Genomic DNA, 16,280 nt, shown 5'->3' on the forward strand with positions numbered 1-16,280 from the left:
CGGGCGTTTCTCACACGATCGGATGAATGCCTGGCGGAATGTGCGATCGCCTGCTCACTCTCCGCTACATTCGCGCCGTTCATGAGGCCATAAGGGCTGCTCAAAGGCAAACCGGGCACATCGTCGGGCCCGGAAGGCAGGAGACCGCACCGCAGATGACGGACCGACCCGCGCAGCGCACCCCCAACCGCCAGCTCGCCGCGCTCATCGCAGAAGCGGGGTTCTCCAACGCGGGTCTGGCCCGTCGCGTCGACCAGCTCGGCCTGGAACACGGACTGGACCTGAGATACGACAAGACCTCGGTCACCCGCTGGCTGCGCGGACAGCAGCCCAGAGGCACCACCCCCGCCCTCATCGCCGAGGTCTTCACGCGCCGGCTCGGGCGCCGGCTCACGGCCCAGGATCTCGGCCTGGACGCGTGCGCGCCGGTGTACGCCGGGCTGGAGTTCGCGGCCACCCCGGAGGAGGCCGTCGACATCGTCAGCGGGCTGTGGCGCAAGGACTCCGGCAGCCACGCCGAGCTGCGCAAGATCGCCTTCACCCCGGCCGGGCTCGTGGTGCCCAGCCGGGACTGGCTGATCGGCAAGGCCGACGACAAGGTGGCCCGCGAACCGGGGCCCCGCGTCCCCGCGCAGGGGCGCCCGGCCCCGGCCAAGGCCCAGGGCCGCCCGGCGCTCACCGTCCCGCCCCGGGCGCGCGGGCACGCCGAGCGCGCCCCCGGCCACAAGGTCACCGGCGGCGACATCAGCGCCCTGCGCTCGGTCGGCGAGCTGTTCCGCACGCTCGACGACCGGTACGGCGGCGGCCACGCCCGGCAGGCCCTGGTGCGCTACCTGGAGCACGAGTGCGAGCCGATGCTCCGGGGCTCCTACGACGAGCAGACCGGCCGCAAGCTGTTCGCCGCGGCGGCCGACCTCACCCGGCTCGCCGGCTGGACCTCGTACGACATCGCCGCGCACGGACTGGCCCAGCGCTACTTCGTGCAGGCCCTGCGGCTCGCCCAGGCGGCCGCCGACCGGGCGTACGGCTCCTACGTCCTGGTCACCATGAGCCGCCAGGCCGTCTATCTGGGCCACGGCAGGGAGGCCGTCCAGCTGGCCCGGGTCGCCCAGCAGGGCATGGGCACGGGCGGCCCGCCGGTCGTACAGGCGCTGCTGCACGCCGCCGAGGCGCGGGCGCACGGCGTGCTCGGCGAGGTGCGGGCGTGCACGGCGGCGCTGGTGCGGGCCGAGCGCGCCCTGGAGGCGGCCCGGCCCGGGGACGAGGTGCCGTACTGGGCCCGGTTCTTCGACGAGGCCCAGCTCGCCGACGAGTTCGGGCACTGCCACCGGGATCTGCAGCAGTACCGGGCGGCCGCCCAGCACGCCGAACGCTCCCTCCAGCTGCGCGCGCCCGCCTACGCCCGCAGCCGGCTCTTCTGCCGCGTCGTCCTCGCCACGGCCCGCCTCGGCCTCGGTGAACTCGACCAGGCCTGCGCGCTGGCCGCGGAGGCCGCCGGCCAGGCCGCGGAGATGCGGAGCGCCCGGGCGGTGGAGTACGTGCGCGACTTCGAACGCCGCCTGGAGCCCTACCGGGACGCGGCCCCGGTGCGGGGGTACCGGGAGAAGGTGGCGGCGTTCGGGTAGCTGTCGCGACTCGCCGTTGGGGGCTGCGGTTCTCCGCCGGGTGACGCGCCGTCGTGGCTTGTCGCGCCCGCGCGGCGGAGCCGCATGTCGACACAGGGCAGGGCCCCTTCGGGGCGCCTACGCCGCCCTGGGCAGGGTAGGGGCCGGGTCCGCGCTGTGCATCGAGCCCGCGCCCAGGTCCGCCAGGATCGCCGCCGCCGCGCGGTGGGCGGAGTGGAGGGCGCCCTGGACCGTGCTGGTGTCGCGGTGGTCGCCGCAGACGTACAGGCCCGCCAGGAGGCGTACGGGACGGCGCAGGTCGTGCGGCGGACGCATGGCGGGGACCGCCTCGGGGGTGTGGTGCACGGCCAGCGTCTCCCAGCGGCGCGTCGAGGTGCCGTAGAGACGGGAGAGGTGGATGCGCACCGCCGTGTCGACGCCCTCCGGCGGAGCCCCGAGCACCGTCGAGGAGATCAGCACCCGCCCCGCCGGCGCCCGGCTCGGATCCACGTTGCTGAGCACCGCCGTGTGCGCCACGGGCCCGCCCCGGTCGGCGTCCAGCAGCAGCGAGGCGCCGGTGGCGAAGGCCGCCGCCGGTTCGTCGGTGGTGTGGTGGACCACGGTCACCGGATGGAAGTCCGGCACCCTGAGCCCCGGCAGCAGCTCCGCCGCCGCGCGCGCGTCCGTCGCCAGCAGCACGGCCCGGCAGCGCAGTTCGCCGTGCTCGGCGGTGGTGACGGACGTCGTGGACACCGAGGTGACCCGCACCCCGGTGTGCACGGTGCCGGGCGGCAGGGCCCGGGCCAGCTGCTCCGGCAGCATCTCCGCGCCGCCCTCCGGCACGCACAGCCGGCCGCCGGCGAAGGAGCGCAGGGCGAGATCGGCGCACCGGCTGGAAGTGGTCAGCTCCGGGTCGCAGAGCAGGGCGGCGAGCAGGGGGCGCAGAAAGCCGTCGACCGTGCGGGAGGGCAGCCCGCGCCGGGCGAGTGCCTGGCCGGCCGGCAACTCGGGGCGGGCCAGGATGCGCTCGACCGGGGTGGCGGCGATCCGGCCCAGCGCGGCGCCGAGCCGGGCCTGGTCGACCGCGCCGCCCACCGGCGCGCCGGTCCGGCCTGGGGTGGCCGCCGGGCCCCTGGGGGCGCTCGCCAGGGCGCGTACCACATGGAGTGCGCCCCTTGTGCTCCCGCCGGACGCCGGTGCGCCCGCGCGCTGGGTGCGTCCGTCGCGGTGCAGCAGGACGCCCGGCGCGTAGCTGCGCAGGATCAGGGAGTCCAGGCCCGGGGACGTACGGAGTTCGGGGTAGGAGGTGGACAGCAGCTGTCCGATGCGGTCGAGCCGGAAGCCGTCGACCTTCTCGGTCGACATGCGGCCGCCGACGTAGGGGGCGGCCTCGAGGACTGCGGTCGAGATTCCTGCGCTGGTCAGCCGATGAGCCGCCGAGAGACCGGCGATTCCGGCTCCCACGATGACGACGTCCACCTGGTACGCGGGCTCAAGCACGAGGCCCCTCCTGTGGTTGCGCGGCCGGTGGAGACGTCATGCCCCCAACAGGCTTTAGGGATACCCGAGTTCGGCTCGAGGTTAGGTCCGTGATCGGTCACGAACAGTCGCGCATCGGCAGGGCACGGTCGCATGGAGGTCGCATACGGTCACAAGAGATCTCAGGAGGTCACAGGAGATTCCCCGTGTGTACGCCGGGCCGCCGGACCGCCTCGGTGAGGCCTTCCGGCCGCCCGTCGTAGGGTGATCGTCATGCCGGAGCCGTACATACGCATCGCCGTGGCCGCCGACGAAGAGCAACTGGCCGCCCTGGACCGGGCCGCCTGGTCCACCCTGCACGCCGTCTCGCCCCCGCCGCAGGGGCCGTTCTTCGACGAGCGCCACCTGCCCGAGGACTACCTGGTCGCCGAGGCCGACGGGCGGATCCTCGGCTACATCCGCATCGCCCACCCGACCCCGCTCGCGTCCAACGCGCACGTCCTGCAGATACAGGGCCTCGCCGTGGCCGCCGAGGCGCGCGGGCGGGGCGTCGGGCGCGCGCTGGTCCGGGCCGCCGTCGAGGAGGCGCGCGGACGCGGTGCGCGCCGCCTCACCCTGCGCGTGCTCGGGCACAACGCCCCGGCCCGCGCGCTGTACGAGTCCGAGGGGTTCGCCGTCGAGGGCGTGCAGCCGGAGGAGTTCCTGCTCGACGGCGCCTACGTCGACGACGTGTTCATGGGCCGGCGCCTGTGAGCGCGACGGCGTGGTCAGGGCCGGTGCTGTGAGCGAGAAGGCGTGTTCATGGCCGGCGATCTGTGAGCGCTAGGAGCTGACTAGGAGCTGACCAGCCGGCCCGTGTCCACCGCGGCCGTCGCCCTGGCCCCGCGCGTGGCGTCGCCCGACACCTCCTGCGCCGTCAGCACGTACCCCGTCTCGGCGTCCGAGGTGGAGCGGGCGAACACCACCCCGAACACCCTGCCGCCCGTGGTCAGCAGCGGGCCGCCGGAGTTGCCCGGCCGGACCGTGGAGCGGATCGAGTAGATGTCCCGGGTGACCGTGCCGTCGCTGTAGATGTTCTGCCCGGTCGCCTCCACCCGGCTCGCCACCGTCGCCGCCTGCAGGTTCAGGCCGCCGTCCTGCGGGTAGCCCGCGACCACCGCCGAGTCGCCGCGCGCCGCACCGGTGTCGAAGCGCAGCACCGGCGCGTGCAGCCCCGGCACGTACAGCACCGCCACGTCCCGGTCGGGGTCGAAGAGCACCACCCGGGCCGTGTACGACCGCCCGACGCCGCCGACCCGCACGGTCGGGTGGTCGATGCCGGCCACCACGTGCGCGTTGGTCATCACGCGCTGCGCGGAGTAGACGAAACCGCTGCCCTCCCGGCCCTCGCTGCCCGAGACGCCCTCGATCTTCACCGTGCTCAGCTTGGCCGCGCTCGTCGCCGCGGGGGTGACGCTGTCCCCGGTGGGCCGGGCCACCCGGGCCGTCGACTCGTTCTCGAACGGGTTGAAGACCTGCGGGAAACCCGCCTCGGTCAGCGCCGACGTGGCCCGCGAGAACCAGGCGGGGGTGGTGTCCGGCATCGCGTCCTGCACCGCGCCCAGCAGCGTCGAGTTCCGGATCGCCGTGTTCAGCGTCTGCGAGGGGGCCGCGCCCAGCACGCTCGCCGCCACCCAGGCCACGATCAGCACCGCCACCGAGTTCGCCGCCGCGCCCCCCATGCCGTCCAGCACCCGCAGCGGGCCCCGGTCCAGCTCGCCGCGCAGCCGCAGCGCGAGGCGGCCCGCCAGCTCGTGCCCCACCACCGCGGGCACCAGCACCGTCACCACCGCGAGCACCGTCGCCTCCGGCGTGCCGCGCTCGACCAGGCCGGTCACCCAAGGCAGCACCCACACGCCGACGACGGCGCCGCCGACGAACCCGGCCAGCGAGACACAGCCGGCCACCAGCCCGCGCCGGTAACCGGACGCCGCGTAGAGGACGATCACCAGCGCGATCACCAGGTCGAGCAGGTCCACGGAGCCGCCTTTCTCTCGGACCCCTCAGTACGGACGGGACGGGCCCCTTGATCACTCACCACCACACCGGGACGGCCACCGGACGGTGAGCCGGCCAGTATGTGTGTACCCCCAGAAACGTCCCGGACCGGGATGATGGTTCCGCCAGGTGGCAGAGCGCACATCGCGGGCGCAGCCCGGCCGCCGGAGAGTGGCTTCATGCACGCCGTCCGAAGAACACCGGAGACGCCCGGAGACCGGCAGCCGCCGGGAACACCGGGAACGCAGGAGCCAGGGGCGACACCGGAGCCGTCGGCCGCGCCGGGAACCCCGCAGACATCGGCAACACCGGGAACACCGGGACCGCCTGACACGGAGGACGCCGCCGGGATACCGGACACTCCCGAGCCACCCCGGCCGCCGGGCGCCTCGGGGACCGCGACACCGGGCACCTCGGGGGCCGCCGGGACACCGGGTGGCTCGGAGTCCTCGGGGATGCCGGGGGAAGCCCCGGTTCGGCGGGGCGCCGGGCCCCGGCGCAGGTCCGCGGCCCGGAGGTTCACGGGACTTCTGGGCCGCCGGAGGTTCACCCTTCCGGGGCGCCGCAGGCTCGCGCCGCCCTTGGGACAGCTCAGGCCCCGGGGGTGTCACAAGACGCCACGGACTTCGCGGCCCACAGAGATGCAGAGCACGTCCGGGACCTCGCAGACACCGGACACGTCACAGACACCGGACACGTCACAGACGCGGGGCGCGTCGGGGACGCCCGGGACCCCGCAGGCACCGGTGACGCCAGAGACTTCGCGGCCCGCTGAGACGCCCAGCGCCCGGCAGACGCGGGATGTGTCCGAGATGCCCAGGACCCCGCAGACACCAGAGGCCTCGCAGCCCCTCAACCCCTCGCCGCCCCCCGGTCCGTCGCAACTCCCCGCCACCCCACAGCCCTCCGCTACCGCCCCGGAGACCACCACCCCACCCACGCCCCAGGCACCCCACCATCCCCCCACCCGGAAACCCCGTCCCCTCCTCGTGTTGCTCGGGTGTCTGCCCGGGCTGGTGGCCGTGCTCACGCTCGGGCTGTGTGTGCGGGGGGTCGAGCGCGCCGCCGTGGTCGTGCCCGAGCGGGCCGTGCCCGCGCGCACGCCCTTCGCCCACCGCGCCCCCCGGCCGCGCATCGTGCCCCGCTCCGTCTGGCTGGGCACGGCCGGGCGCACCCAGCCGCCGCCGCGCTACGACGACAAGGTGGTCGCCGTCTTCCTGCACCACACCGACTCGCCGAGCGCCTACGACTGCGCCGACGCGCCGGAGATCATCCGTCGGCTGTACGCGGGCCAGACCGGCGCCCGGAAGTGGGACGACATCGGCTACAACTTCCTCGTCGACCGCTGCGGCACCATCTACGAGGGCCGTGCCGGGGGCATCGACCGGCCCGTCACCGGGGCCCACACCCAGGGCTTCAACCACCGCACCGCCGGCATCGCCGCCCTCGGCACATTCACCGCCGGCGTCCCGGTGCCGAAGGCGATGAGCGACGCGATCGCCGCGCTGGTCGCCTGGAAGCTGGGCCTCGCCGACGTCGACCCCCGCTCGAGCGTCCGCCTGGTGTCCAGCAACAACCTCGCCCGCTACAGGGCCGGCACCGCCGTCACCCTGCCCGCCCTGGCCGGCCACAACGCGGGGTTCATGACCAGTTGCCCCGGCGCCGCCCTCACCGCCCGCCTCCCCGAGATCAGGGAGAAGGCCGCGCGCCTCCAGGGCCGTACCTCCACCGCACGGCTCACAGCCTTCCCCTAGCCGCCGCGCAGCCGGCTCAGAGCCCCGCGCCCTACGGTCGGGGCCATCACCAGCCGACTGGAGGTGGGGATCATGAACAGCAGTCGTAGGCGCGCCGGGAACCGGGCCGCGGGCACGGAGGGGACGCACGGGACGCGGACCGCACGCGGCCCCTGGGTGGCGCTGTGCGCCGCCGTGACGGTCGTCCTCGGCCCGGCCGCGGCCACCGCGTCCGCCCTCGACCAGGCCAACGCCGCGCCCCTGCACCACGGGGTGCGGGCCGACCAGGCGCAGGCCTACCTGCCCGCCGACAGCACCCGCAGGCGCACGGCCGGGGCCGGTTAGTCCCGGAAGCGGTCCCAGAGGCGTGGGAAGCGTTCCGCGAGCGCCCGCTCGTTCTCGAAGTCCAGCGGGGCGCCGCCCCTGCACCACGCGCTGCGGGCCGATTCCGCGCAGGCCTACCTGCCTGCCGACAGCACCCGCAGGCGCAGGGGGCCGGTTAGTCCCGGAAGCGGTCCCAGAGGCGTGGGAAGCGTTCCGCGAGCGCCCGCTCGTTCTCGAAGTCCAGCGGGGCGCCCTCCGGTTCGGCGGGCGCCGGGGCGATGCCCAGGTCGGGCGCGACGGTGCCGGTCAGCTGCTCATAGGCCTCGTCCGCGGCGTAGCCCAGCTCCTCGCCGTCGCCGTCGATCTCCTCGTCGAACTCGTCCAGCAGCTCCGCCAGCGAGTCGGGATCGTGCAGGGCGCCCTCGTACACCTCCCGGCCCTGGCCGATCAGCCAGCAGCGGAAGAAGTCGAACGCGTCGTCGCTGGCCCCGTCCAGCAGCACCCACGCGGCGCCCCACAGGTCCCAGCGGTAGGCGCGGTTGTAGCGGGCCTCGAAGTGACGGGCGAAGTCCAGGATCATGTCGGGGTCCAGCTGGAGCAGCCGGTCCACGAGCACGTCGGCCTGTTCCTCGGGGTCGCCCTCGGCGGCCTCGCGGGCGGCGTCGATCAGCTCCCAGAACTCCGTCTCGTCCATCACGTCCACCAGCATCGGGCCTCCACCGGCGGGCCGCACGCGGAGTGCGCCGGTGTGCGGCGGATCGTTATCCGGCGTCCGCGGTGGGCGGTGCGGCGTCGGTGCGGCCGTACAGCGCGGCCAGCCGGGCCGCGTCCCCGGCGAACCGCTCCCGCAGGCCCGGCGGGGCCAGCACCTCCGCCTCCGCCCCGAGCGCCGTCAGCTGCGCGTGCGCGACCTCCTCGGACTCCACCGGGAGCGTCACCGTCACCCAGCCGGCCGCGTCGGGTTCGGCCGGCCCGCTCAGCGCCTCGCGCGCCGCCACCGGGTCGACGGTCCAGCGCAGCATGCGCACACCCTGCGGGGAGAGCCGTACGACGGCCTCGGCGCGCAGGATCGACCGCGCGAACCGCTCGGCCTGCTCCGCCCAGTGGCCGGGCAGATCGAAGTCCGGGTCGCGTGTGAATCGTTCCTCCAGGGTGTCCACGGCGCTGAACCGGTCGATCCGGTAGGTGCGGTAGGTCCGGTGGGCGCCTTCGGCCACCCGTGCGCACAGGTACCAGACGCCCGCCTTCAGCACGAGCCCGTACGGCTCCAGCAGCCGCTGCACCTCGTCCTCGCCGCGCCGGTAGCGCGCGGTGACCCGGCGGTCGTCCCAGACCGCCTCGGCGAGCGCGGGCAGCAGCGCGGGTGTCTCCGGCTCCCGGAACCAGGCCGGTGCGTCCAGGTGGAACCGCTGGGCGGCGCTGTCCGGGGCGTTCCGCAGCGACGGCAGCAGCGCCGCCGACACCTTCAGCCGGGCCGCGGACGCGGCGTCCTGAAGGCCCATCTCGCGCAGCGCCCCCGGCACCCCGCTCAGGAACAGCGCCTCCGCCTCGCTCCTGGCCAGCCCCGTCAGCCGCGTCCGGTACCCGCCGACCAGCCGGTACCCGCCGGCCCGCCCCCGGTCCGCGTACACCGGCACGCCCGCCTCCGACAGCGCCTGCGCGTCCCGCTGGACCGTCCGCTCTGACACCTCCAGCTCCCGCGCGAGCTCGGCCGCGGTCATCACCGGCCGGGACTGCAGGAGGAGCACCATCTTGATGAGCCGCGCGGCACGCATGCGTTCATGATGCCGGGGGCCACCGACAACAGAAGGGGTACGGCCGACAGCCGTACCCCTTCACCGGACCTCGGTACTTACAGCCCGTACTTCTCCCGCGCCTCCTTGACCGCCGTGGCCTTCACCTCGCCGCGCCGCGCGAGCTGGGCCAGGGCCGCGACGACGATCGACTCGGCGTCGACGCCGAAGTGGCGGCGGGCGGCGTCACGGGTGTCCGACAGGCCGAAGCCGTCGGCGCCCAGCGAGGACCAGTCCTGCTCCACCCACTGCGCGATCTGGTCCGGCACCTGGCGCATGTAGTCGGACACGGCCAGCACCGGGCCGTCGACGCCCTGCAGCGCCTGGCGGACGTACGGCGCCCGCTCCTCGCCGCGAAGCAGCGCGGCGTCCGCCTCCATCGCGTCGCGGCGCAGCTCCGTCCAGGAGGTCGCCGACCACACGTCGGCGGCGACGCCCCACTCCTCGGCGAGCAGCTTCTGCGCCTTCAGCGCCCAGTGGATCGCCGTGCCGGAGCCCAGCAGCTGGATGCGCGGGGCGTTCGCGGCCGGGGAGAGCCCTGCGGACTCCGCCGTGTTGAAGCGGTACAGGCCCTTGACGATGCCCTCGTCGATGCCGAGGCCCTGCGGCTTGGCGGGCTGCGGCAGCGGCTCGTTGTAGACCGTCAGGTAGTAGAAGACGTTCTGGTCCTCGCCCGGCTTGGCCTCGCCGTACATCCGGCGCAGACCCTCACGGACGATCACCGCGATCTCGTAGGCGAACGCGGGGTCGTACGTCAGCGCGGCCGGGTTGGTCGCGGCGATGACCGGGGAGTGGCCGTCGGCGTGCTGCAGGCCCTCACCCGTCAGGGTCGTACGGCCCGCCGTCGCGCCGACGAGGAAGCCGCGGCCGAGCTGGTCGCCGAGCTGCCACATCTGGTCGGCGGTGCGCTGCCAGCCGAACATCGAGTAGAAGATGTAGAACGGGATCATCGCCTCGCCGTGCGTCGCGTACGACGTCGAAGCGGCGATGAAGTCGGCCATCGAACCGGCCTCGGTGATCCCCTCGTTGAGGATCTGGCCGTTGGTGGCCTCCTTGTAGTACATCAGCTGGTCGCGGTCGACCGGCTCGTACGTCTGGCCCTTGGGGGAGTAGATCCCGAGCGACGGGAACAGCGACTCCATGCCGAAGGTGCGCGCCTCGTCGGGCACGATCGGCACCCAGCGCTTGCCGGTCTCCTTGTCCCGGACCAGGTCCTTGACCAGGCGGACGAACGCCATCGTGGTGGCCACGTTCTGCGAGCCGGAGCCCTTGTCGAAGGAGGCGAACGCCTTCTCGGACGGGGCGGGCAGCGCCGGCAGCGGGTGCGTGCGGCGGGCCGGGGCCGGGCCGCCGAGGGCTGCGCGGCGCTCCTGGAGGTAGCGGACCTCGGGGGAGTCGGCGCCGGGGTGGCCGTAGGGGACCACGCCGTCGACGAAGTCGCTGTCCTTGATCGGCAGTTCCAGCAGGTCGCGCATCGCCTTGAACTCGTCCACCGTCAGCTTCTTCATCTGGTGGTTGGCGTTCTTCGACGCGAAGCCCTCGCCGAGGGTGTGGCCCTTGACCGTCTGGGCCAGGATCACGGTCGGCGCGCCGTTGTGCTCGACGGCGGCCTTGTACGCGGCGTAGACCTTGCGGGCCTCGTGACCGCCGCGCGAGAGGTGGAAGCACTCGAGGATCTTGTCGTCGCTCAGCAGCTTCGCCATCTCCGCCAGCGCCGGGTCCTTGCCGAAGAAGTCCTGGCGGATGTAGGCGGCGTCGCGGGTCTGGTACGTCTGGATCTGCGCGTCCGGTACCTCGCGCAGCCGGCGTACCAGCGCGCCCGTGGTGTCGAGCGCGAACAGCTCGTCCCAGGCGGTGCCCCACAGCGTCTTGACGACGTTCCAGCCGGCGCCGCGGAACTGGGCCTCCAGCTCCTGCACGATCTTGAAGTTGGCGCGGACCGGGCCGTCGAGGCGCTGCAGGTTGCAGTTGATGACGAAGGTGAGGTTGTCCAGCTCCTCACGGGCGGCGAGCGCGAGGGCCGCCGTCGACTCCGGCTCGTCCATCTCGCCGTCGCCGAGGAAGGCCCAGACGTGGGAGGCGGAGACGTCCTTGATGCCGCGGTGGGTGAGGTAGCGGTTGAAGCGGGCCTGGTAGATCGCCGACAGCGGACCGAGGCCCATCGACACCGTCGGGAACTCCCACAGCCAGGGCAGGCGGCGCGGGTGCGGGTACGACGGCAGGCCGTTGCCGCCCGCCTCCTGGCGGAAGTTGTCCAGGTGCGCCTCGGTTAGGCGGCCGTCGAGGAAGGCGCGGGCGTAGATGCCGGGGGAGGCGTGGCCCTGGATGTACAGCTGGTCGCCGGAGCCGTCGCCCTCCTTGCCCTTGAAGAAGTGGTTGAAGCCGGTCTCGTACAGCCAGGCGGCGGAGGCGAAGGTGGCGATGTGGCCGCCGACGCCGTGCTTGCTGCCCCGGGTGACCATCGCGGCCGCGTTCCAGCGGTTCCACGCGGTGATCCGGGCCTCCATCTCCGGGTCACCGGGCAGGCCCGGCTCCGCGGAGGTGGGGATGGTGTTGACGTAGTCCGTCTCGAGGAGCTTCGGCAGCGCGATGCCGCCCGCCTCGGCGCGCTCCAGCGTGCGGCGCATCAGGTACGCGGCGCGGTGCGGCCCGGCCTCCCTGGCGACGGCGTCGAGGGAGGCCTGCCACTCGGCGGTCTCCTCCGGGTCGCGGTCCGGGAGCTGGTCGAGCGCGCTCGGCTGGATGGCGTGGGGGTCGGTCATGTCGCCGCCTTCCTCAGTCGAAGGGGGTTCCCTCATCGGTAAGGGTTCGGGGGGTGCCCTTGGTCTTTGGCAGGACAGGGCTGGGACTTCGGTGGAAGTCCGTCGGTGACTGTAACTCGCTGATCGATGATCGATCAAAGGGTTGAGGGGGAAAAAGTCTCGATTCCGAGAAAGTAGGCACGCGGTGCCCTCAGTGATGGCACCCGGTGACGCGAATCCGCCTTGTTTTCGCAGGTGGGACGGCGTATGAGCAGCCGCCCGCTCGGCTGACCAAGGCGTGCCGTACGGCGTGCTTCACGCCCGCGGCGCGCACCCCAGGACGTGGGCCTTCACGATCTCCGCGATGCGCGGGTCCCGCCTCTTGAAGGCGGCCACCAGCTCCTCGTGCTCCTCCGCGTACGACTGCTGGACCGTGCCCAGCCAGCGGATGGACAGCGCGGTGAAGACCTCGATGCCGAGGCCCTCCCAGGTGTGCAGCAGCACCGAGTTGCGCGCGGCGCGCACGAGTTCGCGATGGAAGCCGACGGTGTGGCGGACCTGCGCGGTGCCGTCCGCCATGCGGTCGGCCTCGTACAGCGCCATGACGTGCGGCTCCAGCGCCGAGCAGTCCTCGGCGAGACGGTCGGCGGCCAGCTCCGCCGCGATCGCCTCCAGGCCGGCCCGGACGGGGTAGCTCTCCTCCAGGTCCGCCGCGGTCAGATTGCGCACGCGCACGCCCTTGTTCGGCGCGGACTCGATCAGCCGCAGCGACTCCAGCTCCCGCAGGGCCTCGCGCACCGGGGTCTGGCTGACCTCCAGCTCGGTCGCGATCCGCCGCTCCACGATCCGCTCACCCGGCTGCCAGCGCCCGCTGACGATCCCCTCCACGATGTGCTCGCGGATCTGTTCGCGCAGCGAGTGGACGACGGGCGCGGTCATTGTGGGCTCCTTAGTCAGGGCGCTGACGTTTAGACAATAAGGCCGGTTCGCTCCGCGGGTAGGGCGCGCGGGGGTGCTTTGGCGCAGGTGAGACGAGGCGCACACCTCCGGTGGTCGAGCCGGGGCGCCCAGTGGCTCGGTTCCATCCGTGTTCGGGCGGGTGCGGGCCGGATGCGGTGTGTCGCGCCCACGCGGCGACAGCCGCACATCGATACGGTCCGCGCCCCCAAACGTCGGTGCCCTTGCCCGGAACTTCCGGGCAAGGGCACCGACGTACCGCTATGGCTGACCGGTGACTACAGACCGAGCTCGACCTCGAACTCGCCCGCCTCCAGGATCGCCTTGACCGCCGTCAGGTAGCGGGCCGCGTCGGCGCCGTCGACCAGGCGGTGGTCGTAGGAGAGGGTCAGGTAGGTCATGTCGCGGACGCCGATGACCGTGCCCTCCTCGGTCTCGATGACCGCCGGGCGCTTGACCGTGGCACCGATGCCGAGGATCGCGACCTGGCCCGGCGGCACGATGATCGTGTCGAACAGCGCGCCGCGCGAACCGGTGTTGGAGATGGTGAAGGTCGCGCCGGACAGCTCGTCCGGGGTGATCTTGTTGGCGCGGACCTTGCCGGCCAGCTCCGCCGTGGCCTTGGCGATGCCCGCGATGTTGAGGTCGCCGGCGTGCTTGATGACCGGGGTCATCAGGCCCTTCTCGGAGTCCACCGCGATACCGATGCTCTCGGTGTCGAAGTAGGTGATCGTGCCCTCGGCCTCGTTGATCTTGGCGTTGATGACCGGGTGGGCCTTCAGCGCCTGGGCCGCCGCCTTCACGAAGAACGGCATCGGGGAGAGCTTGACGCCCTCGCGCGCGGCGAAGGAGTCCTTGGCCAGGGCGCGCAGGCGCATCAGGCGGGTGACGTCGACCTCGACGACCGACGACAGCTGGGCCTGCTCGTGCAGCGCCTTGACCATGTTGTCGCCGATGACCTTGCGGATGCGCGGCATCTTGACGGTCTGGCCACGGAGGGGGGAGACCTCGAGGGCCGGCGCCTTCTTGGCGGCCGGAGCAGCGGCGGCGGCCGGAGCCGGGGCAGCGGCGGCGGCCTTCGCGGCCTCGGCGGCGGCGAGCACGTCCTGCTTGCGGATACGGCCGCCGACGCCCGTGCCCTTGACGGTGGACAGGTCGACGCCGTTCTCGGCGGCGAGCTTGCGCACCAGCGGGGTCACGTAGGCGCCCTCGTCCGTCGCCTGGGTGGCGGTCGGGGAGGTCGGCGCGGTGGCCGGGGTCACTGGAGCCGGAGCCGGAGCCGCCGGGGCGGGCGCCGGAGCGGCGGCCTGGGCCGGGGCAGCCGGGGCCGGAGCCGGGGCGGCGGGCGCGGCCGGGGCAGCCGGAGCGGGAGCCGGGGCGGCCGGAGCCGCGGGGGCAGCCGGAGCCGGAGCCGGGGCCGGGGCGGCCGGGGCCTCGGCGGCGGGGGCCGGGGCGGCCGGAGCCGGAGCGGCGGCCGGGGCGGCACCCGGGGCGCCGATGACGGCGAGCTTGGCGCCGACCTCGGCGGTCTCGTCCTCGTTCACCACGATCTCCAGCAGCACGCCGGAGGCGGGCGCCGGGATCTCGGTGTCGACCTTGTCGGTGGAGACCTCGAGCAGCGGCTCGTCGGCCTCGACGCTGTCGCCGACCGACTTCAGCCAGCGGGTGACGGTGCCCTCGGTGACGGACTCGCCGAGCGCGGGCAGGACCACGTCCGTGCCCTCGGCGCCACCGGCCGGGGCGGCGGCGGGGGCGGCGGCCGGAGCCGGGGCGGCCGGGGCCTCGGCGGCCGGAGCCGGGGTGGGCTCGGCCGGGGGAGCCGGCACCTCCTCGACCGCCGGGGCCGGAGCGGCGGCGGGCGCACCGGTGCCGTCGTCGATGACGGCCAGCTCGGCGCCGACCTCGACCGTCTCGTCCTCGGCGACCTTGATGGAGGCCAGCACGCCGGCGGCCGGCGAGGGGATCTCGGTGTCGACCTTGTCGGTGGAGACCTCGAGCAGCGGCTCGTCGGCCTCGACGCGTTCGCCCTCGGCCTTCAGCCAGCGGGTGACAGTGCCCTCGGTGACGCTCTCGCCGAGCGCCGGAAGGGTTACGGAAACCGCCATGGTTTCGGTTGCTCCTAACGAATTGCGGAAGTCTGTGTCGTCGCGCCCGTTGACCGAAGGCTCAGTCGTGGGAGTGCAGCGGCTTGCCGGCGAGCGCCAGGTGCGCCTCGCCCATCGCCTCGTTCTGCGTCGGGTGGGCGTGGATGAGCTGGGCGACCTCGGCCGGCAGCGCCTCCCAGTTGTAGATCAGCTGGGCCTCGCCGACCTGCTCGCCCATGCGGTCGCCGACCATGTGGACGCCGACCACGGCACCGTCCTTGACCTGGACGAGCTTGATCTCGCCCGAGGTGTTCAGGATCTTGCTCTTTCCGTTGCCCGCCAGGTTGTACTTCAGAGCGACGACCTTGTCCGCGCCGTAGATCTCCTTGGCCTTGGCCTCGGTGATGCCGACGGAGGCGACCTCCGGGTGGCAGTACGTCACCCGCGGGACACCGTCGTAGTCGATCGGAACGACCTTCAGACCGGCCAGACGCTCCGCCACCAGGATGCCCTCGGCGAAGCCGACGTGCGCGAGCTGGAGCGTCGGCACGAGGTCACCGACGGCGGAGATCGTCGGGACGTTGGTCCGCATGTACTCGTCGACCAGGACGTAGCCGCGGTCCATGGCGACGCCCTGCTCCTCGTAGCCCAGGCCCTGCGAGACCGGCCCGCGGCCGACGGCCACGAGCAGGACCTCTGCCTCGAACTCCTTGCCGTCCGCCAGGGTGACCTTCACGCCGTCCTGGGTGTACTCGGCCTTCTGGAAGAAGGTGCCGAGGTTGAACTTGATGCCGCGCTTGCGGAACGCGCGCTCCAGAAGCTTCGAGGAGTTCTCGTCCTCGACCGGGACGAGGTGCTTGAGGCCCTCGATGACGGTGACGTCGGCGCCGAAGGACTTCCACGCCGAGGCGAACTCGACGCCGATGACGCCGCCGCCCAGGATGATCGCGGACTTCGGCACGCGGTCCAGGACGAGGGCGTGGTCGGAGGAGATGATCCGGTTGCCGTCGATCTCCAGGCCCGGCAGCGACTTCGGCACGGAGCCGGTCGCCAGCAGCACGTGGCGGCCCTGGATGCGCCGGCCGCCCACGTCGACGGAGGTGGGGGAGGACAGCCGGCCCTCGCCCTCGATGTACGTCACCTTCCGGGACGCGATCAGACCCTGCAGGCCCTTGTACAGGCCGGCGATGACGCCGTCCTTGTACTTGTGGACGGCGGCGACGTCGATGCCCTCGAAGGTGGCCTTCACACCGAACTGCTCGCTCTCGCGGGCCTGGTCGGCGATCTCGCCCGCGTGCAGCAGGGCCTTGGTGGGGATGCAACCCCGGTGCAGGCAGGTACCGCCGACCTTGTCCTTCTCGATCAGGGCGACGTCCAGGCCCAGCTGCGCCCCGCGCAGGGCCGCGGCGTAACCACCGCTACCACCGCCGAGGATCACTAGGTCGAAAACGGTGCTGGCGTCGTTCGCCACGTCACGTCCTCCATGCATGTGCGCCGTACGCCGGTCTTCACTGACCGGCAGGCGGCT

Annotated in this window: 12 protein-coding genes; 4 read left to right on the forward strand and 8 right to left on the reverse strand. The window is 73.2% G+C overall.

Annotation, left to right across the window (positions count from 1 at the left end):
• Positions 1–155: 155 nt before the first annotated feature.
• Entirely contained in the window at positions 156–1,625 is a 1,470-nt protein-coding gene (locus AB0950_RS05950) for a regulator (RefSeq protein WP_360143469.1), read from the forward strand.
• A 117-nt stretch (positions 1,626–1,742) separates the two neighbouring features.
• Here AB0950_RS05950 and AB0950_RS05955 read toward each other — a convergent pair whose 3' ends face one another.
• Entirely contained in the window at positions 1,743–3,104 is a 1,362-nt protein-coding gene (locus AB0950_RS05955) for an NAD(P)/FAD-dependent oxidoreductase (RefSeq protein ID WP_366777898.1), read from the reverse strand.
• A 252-nt stretch (positions 3,105–3,356) separates the two neighbouring features.
• Between AB0950_RS05955 and AB0950_RS05960 the strand changes: the two genes are divergently transcribed.
• On the forward strand, positions 3,357–3,836 hold the full coding sequence (locus AB0950_RS05960; protein ID WP_360143463.1) for a GNAT family N-acetyltransferase: 480 nt from the start codon (positions 3,357–3,359) through the stop codon (positions 3,834–3,836).
• 80 nt (positions 3,837–3,916) lie between these two features.
• On the opposite strand, the gene AB0950_RS05965 is transcribed toward AB0950_RS05960, so the two are convergent.
• A complete protein-coding gene (locus tag AB0950_RS05965; RefSeq protein ID WP_366777899.1) occupies positions 3,917–5,101 on the reverse strand; it encodes a MarP family serine protease in 1,185 nt (394 codons plus the stop codon).
• 1,008 nt (positions 5,102–6,109) lie between these two features.
• Here AB0950_RS05965 and AB0950_RS05970 point away from each other — a divergent pair.
• Together AB0950_RS05970 and AB0950_RS05975 are read left to right on the forward strand one after the other, a co-directional pair.
• On the forward strand, positions 6,110–6,874 hold the full coding sequence (locus tag AB0950_RS05970; protein WP_360143457.1) for a peptidoglycan recognition protein: 765 nt from the start codon (positions 6,110–6,112) through the stop codon (positions 6,872–6,874).
• Between the two features lie 72 nt (positions 6,875–6,946).
• Positions 6,947–7,198: a hypothetical protein gene (locus tag AB0950_RS05975; RefSeq protein WP_366777900.1), complete on the forward strand. Its 252-nt coding sequence runs from the start codon at positions 6,947–6,949 to the stop codon at positions 7,196–7,198.
• A gap of 154 nt (positions 7,199–7,352) precedes the next feature.
• On the opposite strand, the gene AB0950_RS05980 is transcribed toward AB0950_RS05975, so the two are convergent.
• The 6 genes from AB0950_RS05980 to lpdA form a co-directional block, all read right to left on the reverse strand.
• Positions 7,353–7,871, reverse strand: a complete 519-nt coding sequence (locus tag AB0950_RS05980; RefSeq protein WP_360145446.1) for a DUF4240 domain-containing protein — start codon at positions 7,869–7,871, stop codon at positions 7,353–7,355.
• 67 nt (positions 7,872–7,938) lie between these two features.
• Entirely contained in the window at positions 7,939–8,952 is a 1,014-nt protein-coding gene (locus AB0950_RS05985) for a WYL domain-containing protein (RefSeq protein WP_366777901.1), read from the reverse strand.
• Between the two features lie 77 nt (positions 8,953–9,029).
• Positions 9,030–11,732 carry a pyruvate dehydrogenase (acetyl-transferring), homodimeric type gene (aceE, locus tag AB0950_RS05990; protein ID WP_360576142.1) on the reverse strand — a complete coding sequence of 901 codons (2,703 nt, stop codon included), beginning with the start codon at positions 11,730–11,732 and terminating at the stop codon, positions 9,030–9,032.
• 294 nt (positions 11,733–12,026) lie between these two features.
• Positions 12,027–12,650 carry a GntR family transcriptional regulator gene (locus AB0950_RS05995; protein ID WP_360143445.1) on the reverse strand — a complete coding sequence of 208 codons (624 nt, stop codon included), beginning with the start codon at positions 12,648–12,650 and terminating at the stop codon, positions 12,027–12,029.
• 296 nt (positions 12,651–12,946) lie between these two features.
• Positions 12,947–14,773: a 2-oxoglutarate dehydrogenase, E2 component, dihydrolipoamide succinyltransferase gene (gene sucB / locus AB0950_RS06000; RefSeq protein ID WP_360143442.1), complete on the reverse strand. Its 1,827-nt coding sequence runs from the start codon at positions 14,771–14,773 to the stop codon at positions 12,947–12,949.
• Between the two features lie 61 nt (positions 14,774–14,834).
• A complete protein-coding gene (gene lpdA / locus AB0950_RS06005; protein ID WP_360143439.1) occupies positions 14,835–16,223 on the reverse strand; it encodes a dihydrolipoyl dehydrogenase in 1,389 nt (462 codons plus the stop codon).
• Positions 16,224–16,280 lie beyond the last annotated feature (57 nt).

The organism is Streptomyces sp. NPDC007189 (assembly GCF_040703635.1).
Classification (GTDB): domain Bacteria; phylum Actinomycetota; class Actinomycetes; order Streptomycetales; family Streptomycetaceae; genus Streptomyces.

What these genes read in the sequence shown, in the direction of transcription:
- AB0950_RS05950 (WP_360143469.1), top strand. Translation starts at nt 156, where the DNA reads ATGACGGACCGACCCGCGCAGCGCACCCCCAACCGCCAGCTCGCCGCG.
- AB0950_RS05960 (WP_360143463.1), top strand. Translation starts at nt 3,357, where the DNA reads ATGCCGGAGCCGTACATACGCATCGCCGTGGCCGCCGACGAAGAGCAA.
- AB0950_RS05975 (WP_366777900.1), top strand. Translation starts at nt 6,947, where the DNA reads ATGAACAGCAGTCGTAGGCGCGCCGGGAACCGGGCCGCGGGCACGGAG.
- AB0950_RS05980 (WP_360145446.1), bottom strand. Translation starts at nt 7,871, where the DNA reads ATGGACGAGACGGAGTTCTGGGAGCTGATCGACGCCGCCCGCGAGGCC.
- AB0950_RS05985 (WP_366777901.1), bottom strand. Translation starts at nt 8,952, where the DNA reads ATGCGTGCCGCGCGGCTCATCAAGATGGTGCTCCTCCTGCAGTCCCGG.
- aceE (WP_360576142.1), bottom strand. Translation starts at nt 11,732, where the DNA reads ATGACCGACCCCCACGCCATCCAGCCGAGCGCGCTCGACCAGCTCCCG.
- AB0950_RS05995 (WP_360143445.1), bottom strand. Translation starts at nt 12,650, where the DNA reads ATGACCGCGCCCGTCGTCCACTCGCTGCGCGAACAGATCCGCGAGCAC.
- sucB (WP_360143442.1), bottom strand. Translation starts at nt 14,773, where the DNA reads ATGGCGGTTTCCGTAACCCTTCCGGCGCTCGGCGAGAGCGTCACCGAG.